This is a genomic window from Microbacterium ureisolvens (assembly GCF_019511645.1).
Classification (GTDB): Bacteria; Actinomycetota; Actinomycetes; order Actinomycetales; family Microbacteriaceae; genus Microbacterium; species Microbacterium ureisolvens_A.
The window spans coordinates 266,598-287,041 of sequence record NZ_JAEUAX010000001.1; the positions used below are offsets into that span (position 1 = coordinate 266,598).

A 20,444-nucleotide genomic window follows, 5' to 3' on the forward strand; every position below is an offset into this window, starting at 1 on the left:
GAGGATCGACGCATGGGGCGTGGTGACGGAACCGGCCGGGTCGTGTCCCCGGCGGATGCAGACGATACCGGCGCCGGGATCCTGCACGTCGACATGGACGCGTTCTACGCATCGGTCGAGCAGCTCGACGATCCCTCGCTGCGCGGCAAGGCGATCATCATCGGCGCGCCCGAGAGCCGCTCCGTGGTCTCGAGCGCGTCGTACGAGGCCCGTCGCTTCGGCGTGCGCTCCGCGATGCCGGTCGGACAAGCGCTGCGACTGTGCCCGCACGCGGTCGTCGTCCCCCCGCACTTCGAGCGGTATCTCGAGATGTCCTCGCAGGTCATGCGCATCTTCCGCGACGTGACGCCGCTCGTCGAACCGCTGTCGATCGATGAGGCGTTTCTCGACGTCAGCGGAGCGAGACGGCTCTGGGGCAGTCCCGGAGAGATCGCACGGATGCTGCGCCGCCGCGTCCTCGAAGAGACGGGCCTCACGTGCAGCGTCGGGGTCGCCGCGACGAAGCACGTCGCGAAGATGGCTTCCACTCTGAGCAAGCCCGACGGCCTCCTGATCGTCGCCGAGGCGGACACCGCCGCATTCCTCGCCCCGCGATCGGTGCGCGCGCTGTGGGGCGTCGGCCCCAAGACCTCCGAGGCGCTGGAGGCACGCGGCATCCGTACCATCGCCGACGTGATCGACACGCCCCGCGAACTGCTCGATCGCGCTCTCGGTGCCGCGATGGGGGAGCGGATCTGGCACCTCGCGCGGGGCATCGACGCACGCGAGGTCGACACCAGCAGGGTCGAGAAGAGCGTGGGGCACGAAGAGACCTTCCACGAAGACATCGCGGACACGGCGATCCTCCGCTCCGAGCTGCGGCGGCTTGCCGATCGGGTCGGCGCGCGGCTGCGCAGCAGCGGCTGGGAGGCGTCGACCGTCGCGATCAAGGTGCGCTACGCGGACTTCACGACGATCTCCCGATCGCAGACGCTGCCCGAGCCTACGGCGGTCGGCCAGCGCATCGGCGATGCCGCCCATGAGCTGTTCGCCTCGGTCGATCGCACGCTGCCCGTGCGGCTCATCGGCGTCCGGGCGGAGAAGCTCCGGCCGGCCGGGGCGGCGATGCCTGCGCTGTGGGACGACAACGAGGGGTGGCGACGCATCGAGGACGCGCTCGACGGCGCGACCGCGAAGTTCGGGCGCGGGGCCGTCACCCGCGCCACCCTGCTCGGCGCCCGCGGCGGCGGCACTCTTCCGTCCAGCCCGCCCCCGCCACGGCTCGACCAGGGCTGACTCGAGGAGCCGGTCGGTCGCGGCTCGCCGGTCTTGGTCGGCCGCTGTGCCAGAGCCGCGCCGGCCGGTACGTTGGACGCATGCCCAACATCGCACTCGAACTCGGCAAGCAGTCCGCGTCCTTCGGCGTGAAGAGCGCATACGGCGAGCAGCAGGACGTCGACGGCGTCCGCATCATCCCCGTTGCACTGACGTGGTCCGGCTTCGGCGGAGGCTCGGACGAGGCCGGCAACGGCGGAGGCGGCGGAGGCGGCTGGGCCATCCCGGTCGGCGCGTACATCCGCCAGGGCGACGGTCTGCGGTTCGAGCCGAACATCATCGCACTGCTGACAGTCGCGATCCCGTTCGTCTTCTTCGCCGGTCGCGCGCTCAGCCGTGTCATCCGCACCCTCAAGAAGTAACCCGGACGCCGTCGGCAACTCGCTGGGAATCGCGGTCGACCAGATCATCGCGGCGATCGCGCAGGTCGCAGCATCCAACCCGGTCATCCTCATCGACGGCCGAAGCGGCGCCGGCAAGACCACGCTGGCGCGCACCCTCGTCGCACGGTGGCCGTTGCGCGGTCGAGTGCAGCTCGTGGCCCTGGATTCCATCTACCCCGGCTGGGACGGCTTGGACCACGGCGTCGAGCTCGCGAAGGATCTGATCCTCACGCCGCACGCGAAGGGGCTCGTCGGGGTGTGGCAGCGGTGGGATTGGGCGGTCGGAGAGCCCGCCGAGGCGCACGCCGTCGACCCCTCCCTGCCGCTCATCGTCGAGGGGGCCGGGGTCCTGACGCCCGCGACGGCGCGACTCGCCGACGTACGCGTCTGGCTCGAGTCGCCGGCCGCGTCGCGCAAGCAGCGGGCGCTGGCCAGAGACGGCGAGACGTACCGTCCGCATTGGGACCGATGGGCGCGCCAGGAGCACGTGCACGTGACCCGCGACGACCCGATGAGCCTCGCCACCCTCGTGTTCCCCGTGCCGTGAGCGCGGATCAGTCCTCCCGGTCGAGCGCGGCCACCAGGCCGTCGAGTCGGTAGCCGATCCAGTCGTAGACGCCGAACCGCGGATCGTCGTGCTCGTGGTCGTCCGCCTCGACGATCCCCAGCCGCGTTGCGAGCACCAGGCGGACGGCCGCCAGGGTCCGGAGCCAGGCCTGTGCGGTCTCGGCGTCGAGCGTGATCTCGACCTGTTCCAGCAGCGCCGGGTCGTCGGGATCTTCCGGGATCTGTGCAGCGTCGTGGAGGGACGCCAGCACGAGGCCCGCGTCGGACTCCCGCCGACCGAGCAGATCACCCTGCGTCAGCGCCCGGAACTCCCGTGCCGCCTCCTCATCGTCCGCGTACCCGGGAGGGACGAGTCGAGCGACGGCAGGGTCGCCGTCGTCGGGTGCGGACTCGCGAAGCAGGTCGGCGAACTGGCCGACGAGCCCCGCCAGATGGGCCGCCTCCAGGCGGGCGACGTCGAGCACGACGACCCGGCCCGTCATCGAGGCTCCTGCCTCACCGTGGCCCACAGGCCGTAATCGTGCATCGCCTGGGCATGCATCTCCATCTGCTCACGGGGACCTTGCGAGACGACCGCGTGCCCCTCGTTGTGCACGGCGAGCATGAGCCGCTCCGCGTCTGCGCGCGCCAGGCCGAAGTACTCGCGGAAGACGTGGGTGACGTAGCTCATGAGGTTGACCGGATCGTCCCAGACGACCGTCTGCCACGGGCGCGCCGGGTCGACGTGCTCGGCGGCCTCGACGTCCTCGTCGAGCGCGGGTGTCGCAAGCGCAGCCATCATGCCCATCCCAGCTCGTGCAGGCGATCGTCGTCGATTCCGTAGAAGTGCGCGATCTCGTGCACCAGAGTCGTGTGCACCTCGTCGCGCAGCTCGTCCTCGTCTTCGCACACCGCCAGGTGGGGCTCGCGGTAGACGATGATGCGGTCCGGCAGCTCGCCGACGCCGTAGCGCTCCCGCTCGGTCAGCGCCCAGCCATCGTACAGGCCGAGCAGGTCCAGGCTGCCGTCCTCCGGGCGGTCCTCGACGACGAACACGACGTTGTCGAGGCCCTCGACCATGTCATCGGGGAGGGCATCCAGCTCGTCGATCACGAGCGTCTCGAAAGTCGCGGCATCCATCTCCATCATGATGCCCCGGTTCTACGCGAATGGGGCGCGTAAGACGCGCCCCATTCGATGGATTTGGGGTGAGTAACGGGACTTGAACCCGCGACCCCCTGGACCACAACCAGGTGCTCTACCAACTGAGCTATACCCACCATGTCTCCCGCTCGCGCGGGCAACCAGACGATTCTCTCACACCTCAGGAGCAAACGACGACACGACGGCAGCAGCAGCTGCGCGCGCACCGTCGCTCGTCGGTCCGGGCTCCGGAACGAACACCGCCTGGCGGTAGTACGCGAGTTCGCGAATCGACTCGAGGATGTCGGCGAGGGCGCGGTGACCGCCGTCCTTCGCGGGTGCATGGATGTACGCGCGCGGGTACCAGCGGCGCGAGAGCTCCTTGATGCTCGAGACGTCGACGTTGCGGTAGTGCAGCCAGCGGTCGACGCGCGGCATGTACTTCGCGAGGAACATGCGGTCGGTGCCGATGGTGTTCCCCGCGAGGGGAGCCTTGCCCTCAAGCGGGACGAAGCGCTGGATGTACTCGAGCACCTGGAATTCGGCGTCCGCCAGGCTCACGCCCTGCGGGATCTCGTCGAGAAGCCCCGACGTGCGGTGCATGTTCGTGACGAACTCGTTCATGTTCGCCAGCGCCGAGTCGTCGGGCTTGATGACGACAGAGAAGCCCGGGTCGAGCGTCCGCAGCTCGAAGTCGGTGACGACCACTGCGATCTCCACCAACTCGTCCACGCCGAGGTCGAGCCCGGTCATCTCGCAGTCGATCCACACCAGACGGTCGTTCTCGGATGCACCCACCATGTGCTCCATCCTTATCGCAAGTCCAGACATCCCACGGGCCTGGACTCGGGTGCCGACTCCCACGCCGGACCCGTTCGCCCCTCCGGGAGGATTCGAACCCCCGACCTGGCGGGTAGAAACCGCTCGCTCTGTCCCCTGAGCTACGGAGGGAAGGGTTCTTCCACACTACCGGGTCGCACCACGCCGTCGCGGACGCTGGCGCATGACGTGCGCTCGGCGTAGCGTCAGCACCGGAGGCATCGAAAGGAGTTCACCGATGAGCACCACGGAGACGCACCACCCTCTCTGGGTCGCCTATGGAGCATCCGGCGTCGCCGGAAGCATCCGCAAGGACGACGACGGCTACACGGTCACCATGGCCGGTGCGAGCGAAGCGACGGGCACGTACCCGACGATGGAGATCGCGAAGAGCGCGCTCCACTCGCACATGACGCCGGGCAGTGACTGGCCCATGTTCCGCGAGCACTGATCCGCGCCCGGCTCGGGCGGGTCGTCCGTCGGCGCGCGTCACGCCGGTCGTTCGGCGACGACGCGCGCCGGCGTCGTGCGCGTGTCGAGCAGGGGCAGTGCAACGTGCACGAGCGGACCGATCAGCACGGCGAAGAGCACCGTGCCGATGCCCACCGTGCCGCCGAGCAGCCAGCCCACCAGCAGCACCGAGACTTCGACGAGCGCGCGGCACAGCCAGATCGGCCAACCGAGGCGGGCGTGCATGCCGGTCATCAGTCCGTCGCGCGGGCCGGGGCCGAAGTGAGCGCCGATGTAGAGCCCGGACGCGACGGCGACGAGAACTATGCCGCCGAGGAGCGTCGCGAGCTGGGCGGGCAAGCCCGACACGGGCGGCAGGAAGCCCAGCACGATCTGCATGCTCGTGCCGACGAGGAGGATGTTGGCGATCGTGCCGATACCCGGCTTCTGCCTGAGCGGGATCCACAGCAGCAGCACGAAGAACCCCACGATGTTGGTGACCCAGCCGATGCCGATGCCGGTGCGCACCGACAGGCCCTGGGCGAAAACCGTCCAAGGGTCGACGCCCAACCCGGCTTCGACCGTGAGCGCGCACCCGGCACCGTAGAGGAAGAGACCGACGATCAGCTGGACGATTCGGCGTGGCATGGGTCCATCCAATCTCATGATTGGCACGGCTTGGGCAGTCCAATATCGGTACTCTGGCCTCATGGACTCGCGCATATCCGCACGCGCGCTCGCGGCGACGCTCGGCGGCTGGCGTACGCGTGAGCCGGCGTACGAGGCGCTGGCCGATGGCATCCGCCTGCTCTGCCTGGACAACCGGCTCGCGCCACGCACGGCACTGCCGGCGGAGCGGGAGCTTGCCGCTGCGCTGCACGTGAGCCGCAGTACGGTCGCCGCTGCCTACCGGAGCCTGCGCGAGACCGCGCACATCGCGAGTCTTCGCGGATCGGGCAGTGTCACGCTTCCGCTCGGGCGCCGGGATCCGGGGCGTGCCGAGGCCGGCGACGGAATGATCGACCTTCAGCAGGCCAGTCCGCCCGCGTGGCCCGGGCTGGCGGGGATCATGGCCCAGACGGCAGGCGGCGCATCTGCACTGGTGTCGCGCGTGGGGTACGACGTGCTCGGTCGGATCGAGCTGCGCGAGGCGATCGCCGAGCGCTACACCGAGCGTGGCATCCCGACGCGCCCGGACGAGGTGCTCGTCACGACCGGTGCTCAGAGCGCGATCCACCTCGTGTCCACGGTGCTCATCGGGCGAGGAGACCGCGTGCTCGTGGAGACGCCCACCTATCCGCACGCGGCAGACGCACTGCGCCGGGCGGGCGCACGGCTCGTGGGGGTGCCCGTGACCACCGACGACGGCTGGGATCTCGATCGGGCCGAGCAGGCATTCGCCCGAACCCTCCCTGTGATGGCGTACCTGATGCCCGACTTCCAGAACCCGACGGGCCGGAGCATGGACGCCGAGGAACGGGCAGTGATGCTCGCGGCGGGGGAGCGGTCGGGGTCGGTGCTGGTTCTCGACGAGACCACGGCGGACCTCGACATCGACCGCGGACCGGTTCCGCCAGGCTTCACGGCGGCGGAGCCGGGGACGGTCGTGCGGATCGGTTCCCTGGGCAAGACCGTGTGGGGCGGGCTGCGGCTCGGATGGGTGCGCGCCGACGGTGATCTCATCCGTCGCCTCGTGGCGGCACGGCCGGCCCACGACCTCGGCACTCCCGAATTCGAGCAGGCTATCGCCACACGCCTGCTCTCGCAGTTCGACGACATCGTCGTTCAGCGCTCGGAGCTGCTGCGGTCGGGGCGCGACGCCCTCGTGAACGCACTGCGGGAGAGGTTGCCCGCGTGGGAGCTGCCCGATGTCCGCGGAGGCGTTTCGCTCTGGATCGAGCTGGGCGCGCCGCTCAGCTCGGCGCTGGTGATCGAGGCCCGAGCGCGCGGTGTGCTGCTGGGCGCCGGGCCGCGGTTCTCGGTCGAGGGTGGGCACGAACGACACCTCCGGGTGCCCTTCACCGCACCGCCCGAGGAGACGGTGCGCGCGGCCGACCTTCTCGCGGACGCCTGGTCGTCGGTGCGGGCCGGGGCGCCCTCGACGGTCGTGGAGTCGGTCGGCGCGGTCATCTGACGAAACGGGGCGCCGTGGCCTCTGACGACCGCGGGCTTCACCGGCCGAACACCAAGCACTCGACCGCGTCGTCGGCGCTCCAGAAATCGCCGAGATCGCGGAAGGCATGGGCGGCGGGGTTGTAGCGCCGCGCACGGAAGCGGACGCTGCCCGCTTGGGCGATCTCCTGCAGATGGCCGATCACGCGTCCCCCGGGTTCCAGCACCCGCCACAGCGATGGCGCCGCGGCGACGAGACGCACGCGTCTCCGCGATGCGATGGGCGGCGTGCCCGATGTGCGGGTTTCGACGACAGCTGACATGTTGCCTCCTTCTCGCTCGAACATAACTACGGGTTGCGACATTCCGACTCTCGGGATCTTCCGGCGTTTCCTCCCCAGCAGGCCGGGCTTCCGTCTTGTCCACAGATCACCGCACAGCTGGGTTTCGACCGCCGCGATGCGGTGAGGCTGAGTGCACTGCCGGCGCCTTCGGGCACGGGGCGCCGGCAGTGCCGGGGACGGTCCCCGAATCAACAGAGAGGATGAGCGATGAGCGACACAGGTGACACGATCACGATCACCGGCAACGTGGCGACACCGCCCGAGCTGAAGCACACGGCGGCCGGAGTGGCGATCGCCACGTTCCGCGTCGCGAGCGGTCAGCGGCGATACGACCGAGACGCCGGCGGATGGACCGACTCGGGAACGAACTGGTACACCGTCTCGGTGTTCCGCACGCTGGCTGAGCACGCCTACCGGTCGCTGCAGAAGGGCGACCGCGTGATCCTCACCGGTCGCCTCCGCCTTCGAGAATGGGACAACGGCACCCGGCGCGGCACGGCGATCGAGATCGACGCCGAGGCCATCGGACACGATCTGCGCTGGGGGACGACGACGTTCCAGAAGGACTCGCGGGCCGCGACGATCCCGACGTCGCAGAGCTGGCCGACGGCGCAGGCCGGCGACGCGTGGGCGGCGCCCGGCGTCGACGGAGCGGGTGAGACGGCAGAGGCGGAAGAAGCGGTGCATCCGGAGCTCGCGGCGGTCGGATCGAGCCCCGGCTCCACAGAGCACGAAGCGGAGACGCCCTTCTGACGCGTTCAGCGTGCGCGGGGCCGGCGGCCCTAAACTCTCCCCGTGGCCCGAGACCTCCCGCCCCGCGCTCGCTTCGATGTCCGTCGGCTGCGCGCCCCGCGGGTGTTCGCCGTCATGGCGGTCGTCGGTGCGCTCACCGCGTGCAGTCCCAGCGAACCGGAGCCGACCCCGACGCCCACCGTCACGACGACCGACAGCGCACCGAGCGCGAGTGCCACGCCGACCGCGCCCGCTGCACCCGCGCTGGTGCCCGACGGCACCGCGGAGGACAATCTGCCGCTCTTCTCCTCGGTCACCGCGTCGGTGTGGGCGACGGATGCCCGAGTCACCGGGCGGGCGTACGTCGACGCACTCACGGCGGCGGGGTTCGACAAGGCTGCGATGCAGGTCACGCAGGACACGTCGACGGTGGGCAATCCCGCCGAGAGCATCCAGTTCTCGGTCCGCTGGAACGATCAGTGCCTCATCGGCCAGGTCGGCCCGGCCACGGGGGAACCCGTCACGGTCGTGGTTCCGGTGCTCGCCGAGGGAAACTGCCTCGTCGGGCAGACCCGTCCGATCGACTGGTAGCTCCGACCACCGGCGAGTCGCGGCCGGCGACTGCTGTGCTCACGCCGCTCGCTGCGGCGCCCGGTAGGCTGGGACGCTGACGCCTGAGTCCAAGGAGAGCAGAAACCCGCATGGCTGAGTACATCTACTCGATGGTCCGAGCCCGCAAGGCCGTCGGCGAGAAGCTGATCCTCGACGACGTGACGATGGCGTTCCTTCCGGGCGCGAAGATCGGCATGGTCGGCCCGAACGGCGCCGGAAAGTCGACGATCCTCAAGATCATGGCCGGCCTTGACACCCCGTCGAACGGCGAGGCGAAGCTCAGCCCCGGCTTCACCGTCGGCATCCTCATGCAGGAGCCCGAGCTCGACGAGACCAAGACGGTGCTCGAGAACATCCAGGACGGCATCGCCATCAAGGCCAAAGTCGACCGGTTCAACGAGATCTCGGGCCTCATGGCAGACCCCGATGCCGACTTCGACGCGCTGCTCGCGGAGATGGGCGTCCTCCAGGAGGAGATCGACGCCGCCGACGCCTGGGACCTCGACTCTCAGCTCGAACAGGCCATGGACGCCCTGCGAACCCCGCCCGGCGACGCGCAGATCGGCCCCCTCTCGGGTGGAGAGAAGCGCCGTGTCGCCCTCACCAAGCTCCTGCTGCAGAAGCCGGACCTGCTGCTCCTCGACGAGCCCACCAACCACCTCGACGCCGAGAGCGTGCTCTGGCTCGAGCAGCACCTGCAGAAGTACCCCGGCGCGGTGATCGCCATCACGCACGACCGGTACTTCCTCGACAACGTGGCCGAGTGGATCGCAGAGGTCGACCGCGGGCGCCTGATCGGCTATGAGGGCAACTACTCGACCTACCTCGAGAAGAAGGCCGAGCGTCTGGCGATCCAGGGCAAGAAGGACGCCAAGCTCGCGAAGCGCCTCGCCGAAGAGCTGGACTGGGTCCGCTCGAACCAGAAGGGACGCCAGGCGAAGTCGAAGGCTCGCCTCGCCCGGTACGAGGAGATGGCGGCTGAGGCCGACCGCACCCGCAAGCTCGACTTCGAGGAGATCACGATCCCGCCGGGCCCACGTCTCGGCAGCGTCGTGATCGAGGCGAAGAAGCTGCAGAAGGGCTTCGACGGCCGCTCGCTGATCGACGGACTCAGCTTCACGCTGCCGCCGAACGGCATCGTCGGCGTCATCGGCCCGAACGGTGTGGGCAAAACCACGCTCTTCAAGACCATCGTCGGCCTCGAGTCCCTCGATGGCGGCGACCTCAAGATCGGTGAGACGGTCAAGATCAGCTACGTCGACCAGTCGCGAGCGAACATCGACCCGCAGAAGAGCCTGTGGGAGGTCGTCTCGGACGGGCTCGACATCATCACGGTCGGCAAGACCGAGATCCCCTCGCGCGCGTACGTGTCGAAGTTCGGCTTCAAGGGGCCCGATCAGCAGAAGAAGGCCGGCGTGCTCTCGGGTGGTGAGCGCAACCGCCTCAACCTCGCGCTGACCCTCAAGGAGGGCGGCAACCTGCTGCTCCTGGACGAGCCGACCAACGACCTCGATGTCGAGACCCTCCAGTCGCTGGAGAACGCGCTGCTCGAGTTCCCGGGTTGCGCGGTGGTCATCACGCACGACCGCTGGTTCCTGGACCGGATCGCGACCCACATCCTCGCTTACGAAGGCACCGACGAGAACCCCGACCAGTGGTACTGGTTCGAGGGCAACTTCGAGGCGTATGAGGCGAACAAGATCGAGCGCCTCGGGGCGGAGGCGGCGCGGCCCCACCGCACCGCATACCGCAAGCTCACGCGTGACTGATACCGGCGACGCGGCGGTCGCAAGCACGGAGGGCGACCGCCGCCTGCACATCCCCATCCACCTGCGATGGGGGGATCTCGACGCGTTCAACCACGTCAACAACACGTCGATGCTCAAGCTCCTCGAAGAGGCGCGGGTGCGCGCGTTCTGGTTGCCCGAACCCGGCGAGGACGCGCCCGCGACCGCCGTGCTCGACTCGAGCATCTTCAGCGGAATGCTGACGCTCATCGCCCGGCAGGAGATCGAGTACCTCGCCCCGGTGCCGTACCAGCGGCATCCCCTCGATGTGCAGATGTGGTTCGGCAAGCTGGGCGGCTCCAGCATCGAGGTCTGCTACGAGGTGTACAGCCCACTCGAGTCCGCGGCGAACGGACGAACCCTGTACGCACGCGCCACCACGGTCATCGTGAAGGTGGATGCGGAGACGGGGCGTCCGCTTCGACTCACCGGCGAGGAGCGCGCCGCGTGGGGGCCCTATGTCGGTGAGCCGATCAATTACGCTCACCGGCGCTGACCCGCACCGGAGTCGGATCAGCCGGCGTCACTTCCGGCACCGGGAACCCGGATCATGATCTCCTGCGCGACGCTGGCCATCAGTGTGCCGTCTGCGGCGTAGATCCGTCCTGACGCGAGGCCACGGCCACCGCGCGCGCTCGGCGACTCCTGGACGTACAGCATCCATTCGTCGACGCGTCCGAACCGGTGCCACCACATCGCATGGTCAAGGCTCGCCACCTTCAGTCCCGGCGTCGCCCAGGAGACGCCGTGGGCGCGGAGGATCGACTCCTGGATCGTCAGGTCGCTGAGGTACGCCAGCACGGCCCGGTGGACCGCGGGGTCGTCGGGGATCGGTCGGCGGATGCGCATCCAGACCGCCTGGCGCGGCGCTTTCTCGGCGCCGGCCGTGACGTAGATGGGAGCCGGGATGTGGCGCAGATCCACCGGCCGGTCGGTGAAGAGCCGCTTCGACATCGGGTGCAGACCGCTGAGGTGCGCCTCGACGTCGGGAAGGTCCTCCGGCGCGGGAACGTCTTCCGGCATCGGCTCCTGGTGGTCGAGCCCCGGATCCTCGTCCTGGAACGACGCGATCATCGAGAAGATCGGGACGCCCTCCTGAAACGCCTGCGTGCGGCGGGTCGAGAACGAGCGTCCGTCGTGGATGCGATCGACGGAGAAGGTGATGCCCTTCGCCGAGTCGCCGGGACGCAGGAAGTACCCGTGCATCGAGTGCACGATCCGCTCCTCGGGGATCGTGCGGGACGCGGCGACGATGGACTGCGCGAGAACCTGGCCGCCGTAGACGCGCCCGAGCGGCATCGACTGGGACGCGCCGGTGAAGATGTCCTCCGTGGTGCGCGCGTCGGACGCGCTCAGATCGATGACCGAGAGCATCGACGCGACCGGGTCCTTCTCGGGCGCGCTGTGTGCGTTCGGCTCGGCATCCACGGGTGCTCCTCTCCGGGGCGGCGGCCGCCCGTAGGTCCGCTTGGTAGCTTAGAGGGCGATGTCACCGCGCCTGCTGCTCGCCGATCCCGAGTCCGCCGCCGACGCCCTCACTTTCGCGGGTCGGGCGGCACGCTTCACCGTCGAAGGGGTGAGGTTGCAGGCGTCAGGCGGGGTCCTGGCGATGACCGCCGCCCCGCTGGCGCCACGGGGTTTCGGCGATCCGACGCCCACTGTCCTCGCCCTGCGCTCGCTCGGCGCGGACCCCGAACTCGTGTGCGACCTCGTGGTCGAGGCATCCGCCCTCTCCGCCACGACCGACGACCCCCGCGCTCTCGCCCTCCCCGAGACCGCCCTCTCGCCGGCGTGGGCGGGGATCACGCCGCCGCGCAGCGGCTGGGACGCGCGGCCCGGCATCGAGGCTTCGACGCTTGCGGCCAAGGCGCAGGGCGGGATCGCCCGCGTCGCCGACTCGGTGCCGACCGATGCCGGCGAGGACGTCGTGCGAGCGGTTCGCGCCACGGTGTGGGGTGCGCCCGACGAGGAGCTGGGCGGCCTTCCGCTCGGCGTCGCGTTCGCGGCTTTGAGTCTGGGCTTCATCAGCGGCGGCGAGACGGCACGGGTGTTCACGAGCGGTCCATGGACGCGCGTCAGCCTGTCCCGCGGTCACGTGCTGGTCCGCGGGCCGGTGGCGACCGGTCTCACCCCGGTGCGGCGGACGGGCTCAGCGGACTGAGGCGGGCTCCTCGGTCATACCGCTGCGGCCGCCGCGCGCCCGGCGGCACGCCCCGAGAAGAGGCATCCGCCCAGGAACGTCCCCTCGAGGGCGCGGTACCCGTGGACGCCGCCACCGCCGAAGCCGCTCGCTTCGCCTGCGGCGTACAGTCCGGGCACGGCTACGCCGCCGGCGCCGAGCGCGCGGCCGGACAGATCGGTTTCGATGCCGCCGAGGGACTTGCGGGTGAGCACATGCAGTTTCACCGCGATCAGCGGACCCGACTTCGGGTCGAGGATCCGGTGCGGGCTCGCGGTGCGGATGAGTCGATCGCCGCGGAATGCGCGCGCCGAGCGCAGCATGGCGATCTGGGCGTCCTTCGTGAAGTCGTTGTCGATCTCCCGATCGCGCGCTTCTATCTCGAACCGCACGTGGTCGGCGTCGAGCACCTCTCCGCCGGGGAGCGCCTGCATGCCCGCGATGAGGTCATCGAGGGTGTCGCGCACGACGAAGTCCGCGCCGCGATCCATGAACGCCTGCACGGGGCCGGCGGCACCCTTGCCGAGGCGCGATTGCGCGAGGAGTCTCACGTCCTTGCCCGTGAGGTCCGGGTTCTGCTCGCTGCCCGAGAGGGTGAACTCCTTCTCGATGATCTTCTGCGACAGCACGAACCACGAGTGGTCGTGGCCGGTCGCCCGCAGGTGCGCCAGCGTGCCGAGCGTGTCGAAGCCCGGGAACAGGGGCACGGGCAGACGATTCCCGGTCGCGTCCAACCACACCGACGAGGGACCGGGAAGGATGCGGATGCCGTGGCCCGGCCAGATCGGATCCCAGTTCCGGATGCCCTCGACGTAGTGCCACATCCGGTCGCCGTTGATCAGTCGCGCGCCGGCCGCCGCTGAGACCGGCTGCATCGAACCGTCGACGTACGCGGGCACACCGGTCACCATCGTCGTCGGGGGTGTGCCGAGCCGCTCGGGCCACCACTGGCGCACGAGGTCGTGGTTGCCGCCGATGCCACCTGAGGACACGATGGTCGCGGCCGCGGTGACGGTGAACGAGTCGACCGTAGCGCGCGAGCTGGCGACACCGCGTGCTGCCCCGGAAGGCGCCAGCACATCTCCCGCAGCCCCGGTGACCACACCGTCCTCGACGGTCAGCGAGATGACCCGGTGGCGGGGCAGGATCGTCACGCGGCCTTCGGCCTCGCCGGCCTCCACCGCCGCCTGGAACGGCGCGACGATGCCCGGGCCGGTTCCCCAGGTGATGTGGAAACGCGGCACCGAGTTGCCCGGACCGGTCGCGGTGTAACCGCCGCGCTCCGCCCAGCCCACGATGGGGAAGAAGCCGACACCCTTCTCGCGCAGCCACGCGCGCTTCTCCTCGTGGGCGAATTGCAGGTAGGCCTCCGCCCAGCGCCGCGGCCACAGGTCCTCGTCGCGGTCGAATCCGGCGTTGCCGAACCAGTCCTGCCGCGCCAGCTCGAGCGAGTCGTGGATGCCGAGCCTGCGCTGTTCGGGCGAATCGATGAAGAATAGCCCGCCGAACGACCACCACGCCTGCCCGCCGAGGTTCGAGCGCGGCTCCTGGTCGACGATGGTCACGCGCTTGCCCGCGGCGACCGCCTCAGCGGTGGCCACGAGACCCGCGAGGCCCCATCCGATGACCAGGACGTCGGTGTGGTGGGATGGCATGTCGACTCCTTCGTCGGCGAGGGGGGGAGTCGGCTGACTCAGCGGGCGGGATCGGCGTCCGCGGGCGGTGCCGCCGTGACGGGGAAGGATGCTGCGGCCCGGGCTCCCGCGGCGGGCCCGATCCCCGAGGGCTCGAAGGTATTCACCATGGCATATGCGGCGCGCTGGAGGTAATCCCAGAGCGTCGCCTCGTGCAGCGGCGGGAGGTGCAACTCGTCGACGGCGACGCGCATGTGCGCGAGCCAGCGGTCGCGCGCGTCGGGATCGACGTGGAACGCCGCGTGACGCATGCGCAGCCGGGGGTGTCCGCGCTCCTGGCTGTACGTCGTCGGACCGCCCCAGTACTGCTCGAGGAACAGTGTCAGCCGCTCCTGCGCCGGGCCGAGGTCTTCCTCGGGATACATAGGACGCAGCACCTCGTCGTCGGCGACGCCGCGGTAGAAGACCTCGACGAGCCGCACGAACGTGTCGTGGCCGCCGATCTCGTCGAAGAAGCTCAGCGGGGTGGCCGAGTCTGTCATGGAGTGCCTCCGGTGGTCGTGCCGGATTCGTCGCCTGCGGGCGTCGTCGACGGCTTCTTCGGGGTTCGCTTCGGCTTCCACACGGGGCGATCGGGCGTGGCGGCGACCGCTGTGGGCTGGGTCTTGGGAGGGTTGGCGCCGCGTACGCGCCCCGCGCCCTCGAGGCCGCTCGGCATGACCGCGGTGAGGGCGGGAAGGGTGATGCCCATCTCGTCGATCGTCTTCTTCAGGCGCATGCGCAGTTCGCGGGCGACGTCGTCCTTCGCGTTCGCACGCGTCTTCATGACGAGGCGGATGACGAGCGCGTCGCCGGAGATCGACTCGAGACCCCACACCTCGGGCTGCTCGAGGATGCGCGTGCGCCACTTGGGATCCTTCGCGAGCGCCTTGGCGGTGTCGAGCATCGCGCGCTCCACTTCACCGATGTCGGAATCGGTCGCCACCGAGAGGTCGATGATGACCCGCGACCAGCCTTGCGAGAGATTGCCGATGCGGGTGATCTCGCCGTTGCGGACGTACCAGAGCGTCCCGTTGACATCGCGGACGTGCGTGACCCGGACGCTGACGTACTCGACGATGCCGGTCGCCAATCCGAGGTCGACGACGTCGCCGATCCCCACCTGATCCTCCGCGACGATGAAGATGCCGTTGAGCACGTCCTTGACGATGTTCTGCGCACCGAAGCCGAGGCCTGCGCCGATGGCTGCGGTGAGGAGGGTGAGCGAGGCGAAGGCCGAAGGCGCCAGCACGTTGATGATCAGCAGGATCGCGATGACGACGATGGTCACGTTGACGACGTTGTGGAGAATCGATCCCAGCGTCCGTGTGCGCTGTACGAGTCGCACCGAGGCGAGCGGTGCCCGCTCGAGCGCCTGGGTGTCGTCGACGTTCGCCTTGTTCTTCGCGCCGTTCACGATGCGACCCACGACACGCCGGATCACGAACTTCAAGATCCAGGCCAGGATGATGGCGCCGACGATGATCCCGGCGACCGCGAGGAGGTTCTTGCCGACGGCGAGGAAGAACTCGCCGAACTGCTGCCAGGTCTCAGCGTCGGTGAGGTCGGGGCCAGCCGGGGTGGGAGTGGTCTCGAGGGGAACGCGGATCATCGTCACGATCCTAACGAGCTGGGGTGCGCTCAGCCTGGACGGCGTTCAGCTTGTCGACGACCCGTCGCTGCGCGGCGGGAGAGGTTCGGCCTCTTCGATGAGCCGGTGCCGGTGGGCGAGGATCACGGCGTGCACCCGGTCGCGCGCCCCGATCTTCGCCAGCACGCGTCCGACGTGAGTCTTGACCGTCGACTCGCTCACGTACAGGTGGTGCGCGATCTCAGCGTTGTTCATCCCGCGGGCGATCGCGATGAACACCTCGCGCTCGCGGTCGGTCAGCTCAGCTGTCGGGTCATCGGCGGACGAGGTGCGCCGTGGCGCGGGCGGCACGGCGCGGAGGCGGTCGATGAGTCGCCGAGTGACCGACGGCGCCAGCGCGGCGTCGCCGCGATGGACCGCCCGGATCGCGGCGGTCAGCTCGGAGCGCTGCGCATCCTTGAGGAGGAAGCCGCTCGCCCCGGCATCGAGCGCGCCCAGCGCATACTCGTCGAGGTCGAACGTCGTCAGGACGAGTACGCGCGTCTGCGGGTGCGCGGCGACGATCGACCGCGTGGCGGCGATTCCATCGGTACGCGGCATCCGTATGTCCATCAGCACGACGTCCGGGGCGTGCGCGGCGACGGCACGCATGGCCTCGTCGCCATCGGCCGCCTCGCCCACGACGACGACATCCGGTTCGGCCTCGAGCACAAGGCGGAAGCCGAGCCGGATCAGCTCCTGGTCGTCCACCAGAAGCACGCGGATGGCAGTCGTCATGGTCCGTTCTCCTCCACCGAGCTCATCGTGCCCGCGCGCGCCCGGAGGGGCAGCGAGGCGCGCACCGCCCGCCGTCGATCGCTCCCGCCTCCAGGGTGCCTCCCACGTGCGCCGCGCGCTCGCGGAGTCCGGGGAGGCCGAACCCGGCGCCCGTCGGCGGGTCCGCAGCATCCGTGCGCGGTCGCACCCCGTCGTTGACGATGTCGAGGTCGACGGCGTCCCCCCGGACGCCGATCCGCACGTCGATCCCGGTGGCCAGCGGTGCATGCCGCATCGCGTTGGTGAGCGACTCCTGCACGATGCGCGCCACCGCGAACCGCATTTCCGCAGGCACGTCGTCGAGGCCTCCCTCCACCCGCAGCACGACGGGGAACCCCGCCCGCTGGGCGGACTGGACGGCATCGGCGACGGACGCCGACTCGATCGGTGCGAGCGGCGCATCGGGGGAGAGGTCGGGATCGCGCAGCACGCCCAGCATCGCGCGCATCTCGGTCAGCGCACCGCGAGCCGTGACGGCGATCTGCTCGGTGGCCGCGCGGGCGCGTGAGGTGTCGGGTGTCGCCGTCGCCCCCTCCGCGAGTGCGACGACGACGGTCAGGTTGTGCGAGACGATGTCGTGCATCTCGCGCGCGATGCGCGTGCGCTCGGCCGCAGCGCCGAGGCGCGCCTGCTGGTCCCGTTCGACGAGCAGCTGGCGTGAGCGGTCGATGATCGCTTCCAGATACCGTCGCCGGTTGCCGACGTTGATGCCGATCAGCGCGCCGATCAGCAGGGCGATCGCGCCCGACACCAGCGAAGTGATGAGGTAGTTCCACGCAGCGGGCTCCGCGAGGCCGGCCACGGCGGTGTAGACCGCCATCAGTGCGGTCGCCGTGGCGAAGGCGATCCAGCATGAGAGCACGGATCGGTAGACCGCGACCGCGTAGATGGCCAACGCGGGGGGGACATGCGATGCCGGTACGAGGCTGGGCGGCAGGATCACCAACGGCAGCGCCGCGACGGCGAAGACGAGGAGTGGCCGCGTGCGGCGCAACAGCAGGGAGGCGCACGCGCAGACCACCACGACGATCGCATACACCGTCTGCGGCGGCGTCGGGGGGATCGGGTACTCGGAGCGGATCGCCGCGGAGGGCACCGACAGCAGGAGGGCGGCGACCGCGACGATGACGTCGGCGGTCCGCGGATGCCGTGCCCAGAAGCGCCGGAAGACGCCCGGCGGTCGGGGCAGGAGGAGACCGTCGTCGGCGCCGGGAGCGGCACCGATGAGTCGGCGACGTCCGCGCGCGTCAGTCTTCGGGATGAACAGCGGCCGTCGCAGTGGTACCACGGTGCCGGATACGACGGATGCCTCGACCCCGCGCGGGGTCGAGGCATCCGTCGAATCGGCTACTGGGCGTCCCGGTCCTGCACCGACAGCGCGCGCTCGACTCCGGCGAGATTCTCGGCGACCAGGCGTCGCAGGGCGGGAGCCGCGTCGGCGTTCGCCTCGAGCCACGCGCGCGTCGCGTCGCGGAGCGCCACGTCGGCGAGCGGGGCGGGATAGAGCCCCACGATGAGGTACTGCGCGATCTGATAGGTGCGCGAGTTCCAGATCGGCAGCAGCGACTCGAAGTAGCGCGAGACGAAGCCGCCGAGCAGATCGCGGCCCGCCGGGTGCACGAAGCCGAGTGCCGCGGCGCGGACGATCGTGTTCGGCTGGTCGTCGCTGTCGACGAGCGACGACCACGCCGCTGCCTTCGCCTCGGCCGACGGCAGCGCCGCCTTGGCCTGGGCGGCGAACTCCCCGCCCTTGGCGGTGTTGTCGGCCTCGAGGGCCTCATCGATGTCGGCCGCCGTGACGACGCCGCCCGCGGCGAGCGACACGAGCAGCTGCCACGACAGGTCGGTGTCGATGGCCAGGCCGTCGAAGCTGACCTCGCCGTCGCGCACCTGGCGCACCTTCTCCCACTGACCCGGGGTCGCGGCGGCCGACGCGAACGCGGTCACGAACTGCAGCTGGCTGTCGCTGCCGGACTCGGCGTTCTCCGCCAGCGCCCACAGCGCGTCGGCGACCTTCGCACGCGTGAGGTCGCGCTTCTCGGGCGCGACGTACGAGTTCGCCGCGAGCTGGAGCTGCGCGAGCGTCGTGCGAACCGTGGTGGACTCCGTCTCCGCGCCGATGTTGCGCAGCACCAGATCGACGTAGTCGGAAGCGGATGCCTCGGCGTCGCGTGTCTGATCCCACGCGGCACCCCATACCAGCGAGCGCGCGAGCGGGTCGCTGATCTTGTCGAGGTGGTCGATCGCGGTCTCGAGCGACCGGTCGTCGAGGCGGATCTTGGCGTATGCGAGGTCCTCGTCGTTCAGCAGTACGAGCGCGGGGCGCTGGAGACCCTTGAGCTCGGGCACCTCGGTGAGATCGCCGTCGACGTCGAGCTCGACGTGGTGCACGCGCACGAGCGCGTCGCCGTCGAGGTCGTAGAAGCCGACGCCGAGGCGGTGCGGGCGGATCGTGGGGTAGTCGGCCGGCGCGGTCTGCACGATGGCGAAGCGCGTGATGGTGCCGTCGACATCGGTGACGATCTCGGGCGACAGCGTATTGACGCCCGCCGTCTCGAGCCACTTCTTCGACCACGTCGAGAGCTCGCGGCCGCTGGTGACCTCGAGCTCGGCGAGCAGGTCCGAAAGCTCGGTGTTCGACCACTCGTGCTTCTTGAAGTAGGCGGCGACTCCGGCGAAGAACGCCTCGATGCCGACCCACGCGGCCAGCTGCTTGAGCACCGAGCCGCCCTTGGCGTAGGTGATGCCGTCGAAGTTGACCTGCACGTCCTCCAGATCGTTGATCTGCGCGACGACCGGGTGGGTCGACGGGAGCTGGTCCTGGCGGTATGCCCAGGTCTTCTCCATCGCGTTGAACGTGGTCCACGCCTCGGTCCACTCGGTCGCCTCGGCGGTGGCGATGGTCGACGCCCACTCGGCGAACGACTCGTTGAGCCACAGGTCGTTCCACCACTTCATGGTGACGAGGTCGCCGAACCACATGTGGGCGAGCTCGTGCAGGATCGTGACGACGCGGCGCTCCTTGACGGCGTCCGTGACCTTCGAGCGGAAGACGTACGTCTCGGTGAACGTGACCGCACCCGCGTTCTCCATCGCACCCGCGTTGAACTCGGGCACGAAGAGCTGGTCGTACTTGGCGAACGGGTAGGCGTAGTCGAACTTCTCCTCGAAGTACGCGAAGCCCTGGCGGGTCTTGTCGAAGATGTAGTCGGCGTCGAGGAACTGCCACAGGCTCTTGCGGCCGTAGACACCGAGCGGGATGACGCGTCCGGACGCGCTGGTCAGCTCCGAGTACGTCGCCTCGTAGGGACCCGCGATGAGCGCCGTGATGTACGACGAGATGCGCGGCGTGGCGTCGAACGTCCAGGTCGCGGTGCCGTCGCCGTGCTTCTTCGGCTCGGGGGTGGGCGAGTTCGAGACGACCTTCCACGGCTCGGGGGCTGTCACGGTGAAAGCGAACGTCGCCTTCAGGTCGGGCTGCTCGAACACCGCGAAGACGCGGCGCGAGTCAGGCACCTCGAACTGCGAGTAGAGGTACACCTCGCCGTCGACGGGGTCGACGAAACGGTGCAGGCCCTCACCCGTGTTCGTGTACAGGCAGTCCGCGTCGATCACGAGCTCGTTGTCGGCGGCCAGGCCGTCGAGCGCGATGCGCGAGTCCGCGAACGCCGACGCGGGGTCGATCGAGCGCCCGTTGAGGGTGATCTCGCGCACCTCGCGCGCGATCAGGTCGATGAACGTCGTGGCACCGGGCGTCGCGGTGAAGCGCACGACGGAGCGGGATCCGAAGACCTCGGCGCCCTTCGTCAGATCGAGCGCGATCTCGTACGACTGCGTGTCGACGATCGCGCGGCGCTCCTGCGCCTCGATGCGGGTGAGGTTCTCTCCAGGCACTGCTGTGGCTCCCATGGGTGAGGATGACGGAGGTGGTCGATCGGCTCGT

General features: G+C 69.7%; 23 protein-coding genes and 2 tRNA genes. 10 read left to right on the forward strand and 15 right to left on the reverse strand.

Annotated features, from left to right (window positions below):
• The first annotated feature begins 12 nt into the window (after window positions 1–12).
• From JNB61_RS01245 to JNB61_RS01255, 3 genes are all read left to right on the forward strand, one after another.
• Window positions 13–1,275, forward strand: coding sequence for a DNA polymerase IV (locus JNB61_RS01245; protein ID WP_220338527.1), 1,263 nt, complete (start codon window positions 13–15; stop codon window positions 1,273–1,275).
• Between the two features lie 80 nt (window positions 1,276–1,355).
• Complete coding sequence (locus JNB61_RS01250) at window positions 1,356–1,676, forward strand: hypothetical protein (protein ID WP_159843834.1); 321 nt, start codon at window positions 1,356–1,358, stop codon at window positions 1,674–1,676.
• Window positions 1,651–2,244, forward strand: coding sequence for a hypothetical protein (locus JNB61_RS01255; protein ID WP_201448771.1), 594 nt, complete (start codon window positions 1,651–1,653; stop codon window positions 2,242–2,244). The genes JNB61_RS01250 and JNB61_RS01255 overlap by 26 nt, the downstream gene beginning before the upstream one ends.
• Window positions 2,245–2,251: 7 nt before the next feature.
• On the opposite strand, the gene JNB61_RS01260 is transcribed toward JNB61_RS01255, so the two are convergent.
• From JNB61_RS01260 to JNB61_RS01285, 6 genes are all read right to left on the reverse strand, one after another.
• A complete protein-coding gene (locus tag JNB61_RS01260) occupies window positions 2,252–2,746 on the reverse strand; it encodes a DUF2017 family protein (RefSeq protein WP_220338528.1) in 495 nt (164 codons plus the stop codon).
• Complete coding sequence (gene clpS, locus JNB61_RS01265; RefSeq protein WP_159843838.1) at window positions 2,743–3,051, reverse strand: ATP-dependent Clp protease adapter ClpS; 309 nt, start codon at window positions 3,049–3,051, stop codon at window positions 2,743–2,745. Before clpS ends, JNB61_RS01260 begins: the two co-directional genes overlap by 4 nt.
• Entirely contained in the window at window positions 3,042–3,389 is a 348-nt protein-coding gene (locus JNB61_RS01270; RefSeq protein WP_374226612.1) for a metallopeptidase family protein, read from the reverse strand. Before JNB61_RS01270 ends, clpS begins: the two co-directional genes overlap by 10 nt.
• 58 nt (window positions 3,390–3,447) lie before the next feature.
• A tRNA-His gene (locus JNB61_RS01275) sits at window positions 3,448–3,523 on the reverse strand.
• A 37-nt stretch (window positions 3,524–3,560) separates the two neighbouring features.
• Window positions 3,561–4,187: an oligoribonuclease gene (gene orn / locus JNB61_RS01280; protein ID WP_159843840.1), complete on the reverse strand. Its 627-nt coding sequence runs from the start codon at window positions 4,185–4,187 to the stop codon at window positions 3,561–3,563.
• Between the two features lie 77 nt (window positions 4,188–4,264).
• Window positions 4,265–4,337: transfer RNA gene (locus JNB61_RS01285), tRNA-Arg, on the reverse strand.
• 106 nt (window positions 4,338–4,443) lie between these two features.
• Here JNB61_RS01285 and JNB61_RS01290 point away from each other — a divergent pair.
• On the forward strand, window positions 4,444–4,656 hold the full coding sequence (locus JNB61_RS01290) for a methyltransferase (protein ID WP_220287448.1): 213 nt from the start codon (window positions 4,444–4,446) through the stop codon (window positions 4,654–4,656).
• Window positions 4,657–4,694: 38 nt separating this feature from the next.
• Here the strand turns inward: JNB61_RS01290 and yczE are convergent, their stop codons facing one another.
• Window positions 4,695–5,303 carry a membrane protein YczE gene (gene yczE, locus JNB61_RS01295; RefSeq protein ID WP_220338530.1) on the reverse strand — a complete coding sequence of 203 codons (609 nt, stop codon included), beginning with the start codon at window positions 5,301–5,303 and terminating at the stop codon, window positions 4,695–4,697.
• A 61-nt stretch (window positions 5,304–5,364) separates the two neighbouring features.
• Between yczE and yczR the strand changes: the two genes are divergently transcribed.
• Entirely contained in the window at window positions 5,365–6,789 is a 1,425-nt protein-coding gene (gene yczR / locus JNB61_RS01300) for a MocR-like transcription factor YczR (protein WP_220338531.1), read from the forward strand.
• Window positions 6,790–6,826: 37 nt separating this feature from the next.
• Here yczR and JNB61_RS01305 read toward each other — a convergent pair whose 3' ends face one another.
• Complete coding sequence (locus tag JNB61_RS01305) at window positions 6,827–7,090, reverse strand: hypothetical protein (protein ID WP_220338532.1); 264 nt, start codon at window positions 7,088–7,090, stop codon at window positions 6,827–6,829.
• Window positions 7,091–7,318: 228 nt separating this feature from the next.
• Between JNB61_RS01305 and JNB61_RS01310 the strand changes: the two genes are divergently transcribed.
• The 4 genes from JNB61_RS01310 to JNB61_RS01325 all read left to right on the forward strand — a co-directional run bounded on the left by JNB61_RS01310 (window position 7,319) and on the right by JNB61_RS01325 (window position 10,738).
• A complete protein-coding gene (locus JNB61_RS01310; RefSeq protein ID WP_220338533.1) occupies window positions 7,319–7,864 on the forward strand; it encodes a single-stranded DNA-binding protein in 546 nt (181 codons plus the stop codon).
• Between the two features lie 114 nt (window positions 7,865–7,978).
• A complete protein-coding gene (locus tag JNB61_RS01315) occupies window positions 7,979–8,434 on the forward strand; it encodes a DUF6993 domain-containing protein (RefSeq protein ID WP_220338821.1) in 456 nt (151 codons plus the stop codon).
• 110 nt (window positions 8,435–8,544) lie between these two features.
• Window positions 8,545–10,224: an energy-dependent translational throttle protein EttA gene (gene ettA, locus JNB61_RS01320; RefSeq protein ID WP_220338534.1), complete on the forward strand. Its 1,680-nt coding sequence runs from the start codon at window positions 8,545–8,547 to the stop codon at window positions 10,222–10,224.
• Window positions 10,217–10,738, forward strand: a complete 522-nt coding sequence (locus tag JNB61_RS01325) for an acyl-CoA thioesterase (protein WP_308291179.1) — start codon at window positions 10,217–10,219, stop codon at window positions 10,736–10,738. The genes ettA and JNB61_RS01325 overlap by 8 nt, the downstream gene beginning before the upstream one ends.
• A 17-nt stretch (window positions 10,739–10,755) precedes the next feature.
• Here JNB61_RS01325 and JNB61_RS01330 read toward each other — a convergent pair whose 3' ends face one another.
• Window positions 10,756–11,616 carry an acyl-CoA thioesterase gene (locus JNB61_RS01330; RefSeq protein WP_220338822.1) on the reverse strand — a complete coding sequence of 287 codons (861 nt, stop codon included), beginning with the start codon at window positions 11,614–11,616 and terminating at the stop codon, window positions 10,756–10,758.
• Between the two features lie 112 nt (window positions 11,617–11,728).
• Here JNB61_RS01330 and JNB61_RS01335 point away from each other — a divergent pair, with 112 nt between their 5' ends.
• Window positions 11,729–12,403, forward strand: a complete 675-nt coding sequence (locus JNB61_RS01335) for a hypothetical protein (RefSeq protein WP_220287460.1) — start codon at window positions 11,729–11,731, stop codon at window positions 12,401–12,403.
• Window positions 12,404–12,417: 14 nt separating this feature from the next.
• Here the strand turns inward: JNB61_RS01335 and JNB61_RS01340 are convergent, their stop codons facing one another.
• From JNB61_RS01340 to pepN, 6 genes are read right to left on the reverse strand one after another with little or no spacing between them, the layout of a single operon-like run.
• Window positions 12,418–14,076 carry an FAD-binding dehydrogenase gene (locus JNB61_RS01340; protein ID WP_220338536.1) on the reverse strand — a complete coding sequence of 553 codons (1,659 nt, stop codon included), beginning with the start codon at window positions 14,074–14,076 and terminating at the stop codon, window positions 12,418–12,420.
• A gap of 38 nt (window positions 14,077–14,114) precedes the next feature.
• On the reverse strand, window positions 14,115–14,597 hold the full coding sequence (locus JNB61_RS01345) for a globin (RefSeq protein ID WP_220338537.1): 483 nt from the start codon (window positions 14,595–14,597) through the stop codon (window positions 14,115–14,117).
• Window positions 14,594–15,706: a mechanosensitive ion channel family protein gene (locus tag JNB61_RS01350; RefSeq protein WP_220338538.1), complete on the reverse strand. Its 1,113-nt coding sequence runs from the start codon at window positions 15,704–15,706 to the stop codon at window positions 14,594–14,596. The genes JNB61_RS01345 and JNB61_RS01350 overlap by 4 nt, the downstream gene beginning before the upstream one ends.
• A gap of 45 nt (window positions 15,707–15,751) precedes the next feature.
• Window positions 15,752–16,462: a response regulator transcription factor gene (locus JNB61_RS01355; RefSeq protein ID WP_220338539.1), complete on the reverse strand. Its 711-nt coding sequence runs from the start codon at window positions 16,460–16,462 to the stop codon at window positions 15,752–15,754.
• Between the two features lie 22 nt (window positions 16,463–16,484).
• Entirely contained in the window at window positions 16,485–17,789 is a 1,305-nt protein-coding gene (locus JNB61_RS01360; RefSeq protein WP_220338540.1) for a sensor histidine kinase, read from the reverse strand.
• 59 nt (window positions 17,790–17,848) lie between these two features.
• Window positions 17,849–20,395, reverse strand: a complete 2,547-nt coding sequence (gene pepN, locus JNB61_RS01365; RefSeq protein WP_220338823.1) for an aminopeptidase N — start codon at window positions 20,393–20,395, stop codon at window positions 17,849–17,851.
• Between the last annotated feature and the right edge of the window lie 49 nt (window positions 20,396–20,444).

What these genes read in the sequence shown, in the direction of transcription:
- JNB61_RS01245 (WP_220338527.1), top strand. Translation starts at nt 13, where the DNA reads ATGGGGCGTGGTGACGGAACCGGCCGGGTCGTGTCCCCGGCGGATGCA.
- JNB61_RS01250 (WP_159843834.1), top strand. Translation starts at nt 1,356, where the DNA reads ATGCCCAACATCGCACTCGAACTCGGCAAGCAGTCCGCGTCCTTCGGC.
- JNB61_RS01260 (WP_220338528.1), bottom strand. Translation starts at nt 2,746, where the DNA reads ATGACGGGCCGGGTCGTCGTGCTCGACGTCGCCCGCCTGGAGGCGGCC.
- clpS (WP_159843838.1), bottom strand. Translation starts at nt 3,051, where the DNA reads ATGGGCATGATGGCTGCGCTTGCGACACCCGCGCTCGACGAGGACGTC.
- JNB61_RS01270 (WP_374226612.1), bottom strand. Translation starts at nt 3,389, where the DNA reads ATGGAGATGGATGCCGCGACTTTCGAGACGCTCGTGATCGACGAGCTG.
- orn (WP_159843840.1), bottom strand. Translation starts at nt 4,187, where the DNA reads ATGGTGGGTGCATCCGAGAACGACCGTCTGGTGTGGATCGACTGCGAG.
- JNB61_RS01290 (WP_220287448.1), top strand. Translation starts at nt 4,444, where the DNA reads ATGAGCACCACGGAGACGCACCACCCTCTCTGGGTCGCCTATGGAGCA.
- yczE (WP_220338530.1), bottom strand. Translation starts at nt 5,303, where the DNA reads ATGCCACGCCGAATCGTCCAGCTGATCGTCGGTCTCTTCCTCTACGGT.
- yczR (WP_220338531.1), top strand. Translation starts at nt 5,365, where the DNA reads ATGGACTCGCGCATATCCGCACGCGCGCTCGCGGCGACGCTCGGCGGC.
- JNB61_RS01305 (WP_220338532.1), bottom strand. Translation starts at nt 7,090, where the DNA reads ATGTCAGCTGTCGTCGAAACCCGCACATCGGGCACGCCGCCCATCGCA.
- JNB61_RS01310 (WP_220338533.1), top strand. Translation starts at nt 7,319, where the DNA reads ATGAGCGACACAGGTGACACGATCACGATCACCGGCAACGTGGCGACA.
- JNB61_RS01315 (WP_220338821.1), top strand. Translation starts at nt 7,979, where the DNA reads ATGGCGGTCGTCGGTGCGCTCACCGCGTGCAGTCCCAGCGAACCGGAG.
- ettA (WP_220338534.1), top strand. Translation starts at nt 8,545, where the DNA reads ATGGCTGAGTACATCTACTCGATGGTCCGAGCCCGCAAGGCCGTCGGC.
- JNB61_RS01330 (WP_220338822.1), bottom strand. Translation starts at nt 11,616, where the DNA reads ATGCTCTCGGTCATCGATCTGAGCGCGTCCGACGCGCGCACCACGGAG.
- JNB61_RS01335 (WP_220287460.1), top strand. Translation starts at nt 11,729, where the DNA reads ATGTCACCGCGCCTGCTGCTCGCCGATCCCGAGTCCGCCGCCGACGCC.
- JNB61_RS01340 (WP_220338536.1), bottom strand. Translation starts at nt 14,076, where the DNA reads ATGCCATCCCACCACACCGACGTCCTGGTCATCGGATGGGGCCTCGCG.
- JNB61_RS01345 (WP_220338537.1), bottom strand. Translation starts at nt 14,597, where the DNA reads ATGACAGACTCGGCCACCCCGCTGAGCTTCTTCGACGAGATCGGCGGC.
- JNB61_RS01350 (WP_220338538.1), bottom strand. Translation starts at nt 15,706, where the DNA reads ATGATCCGCGTTCCCCTCGAGACCACTCCCACCCCGGCTGGCCCCGAC.
- JNB61_RS01355 (WP_220338539.1), bottom strand. Translation starts at nt 16,462, where the DNA reads ATGACGACTGCCATCCGCGTGCTTCTGGTGGACGACCAGGAGCTGATC.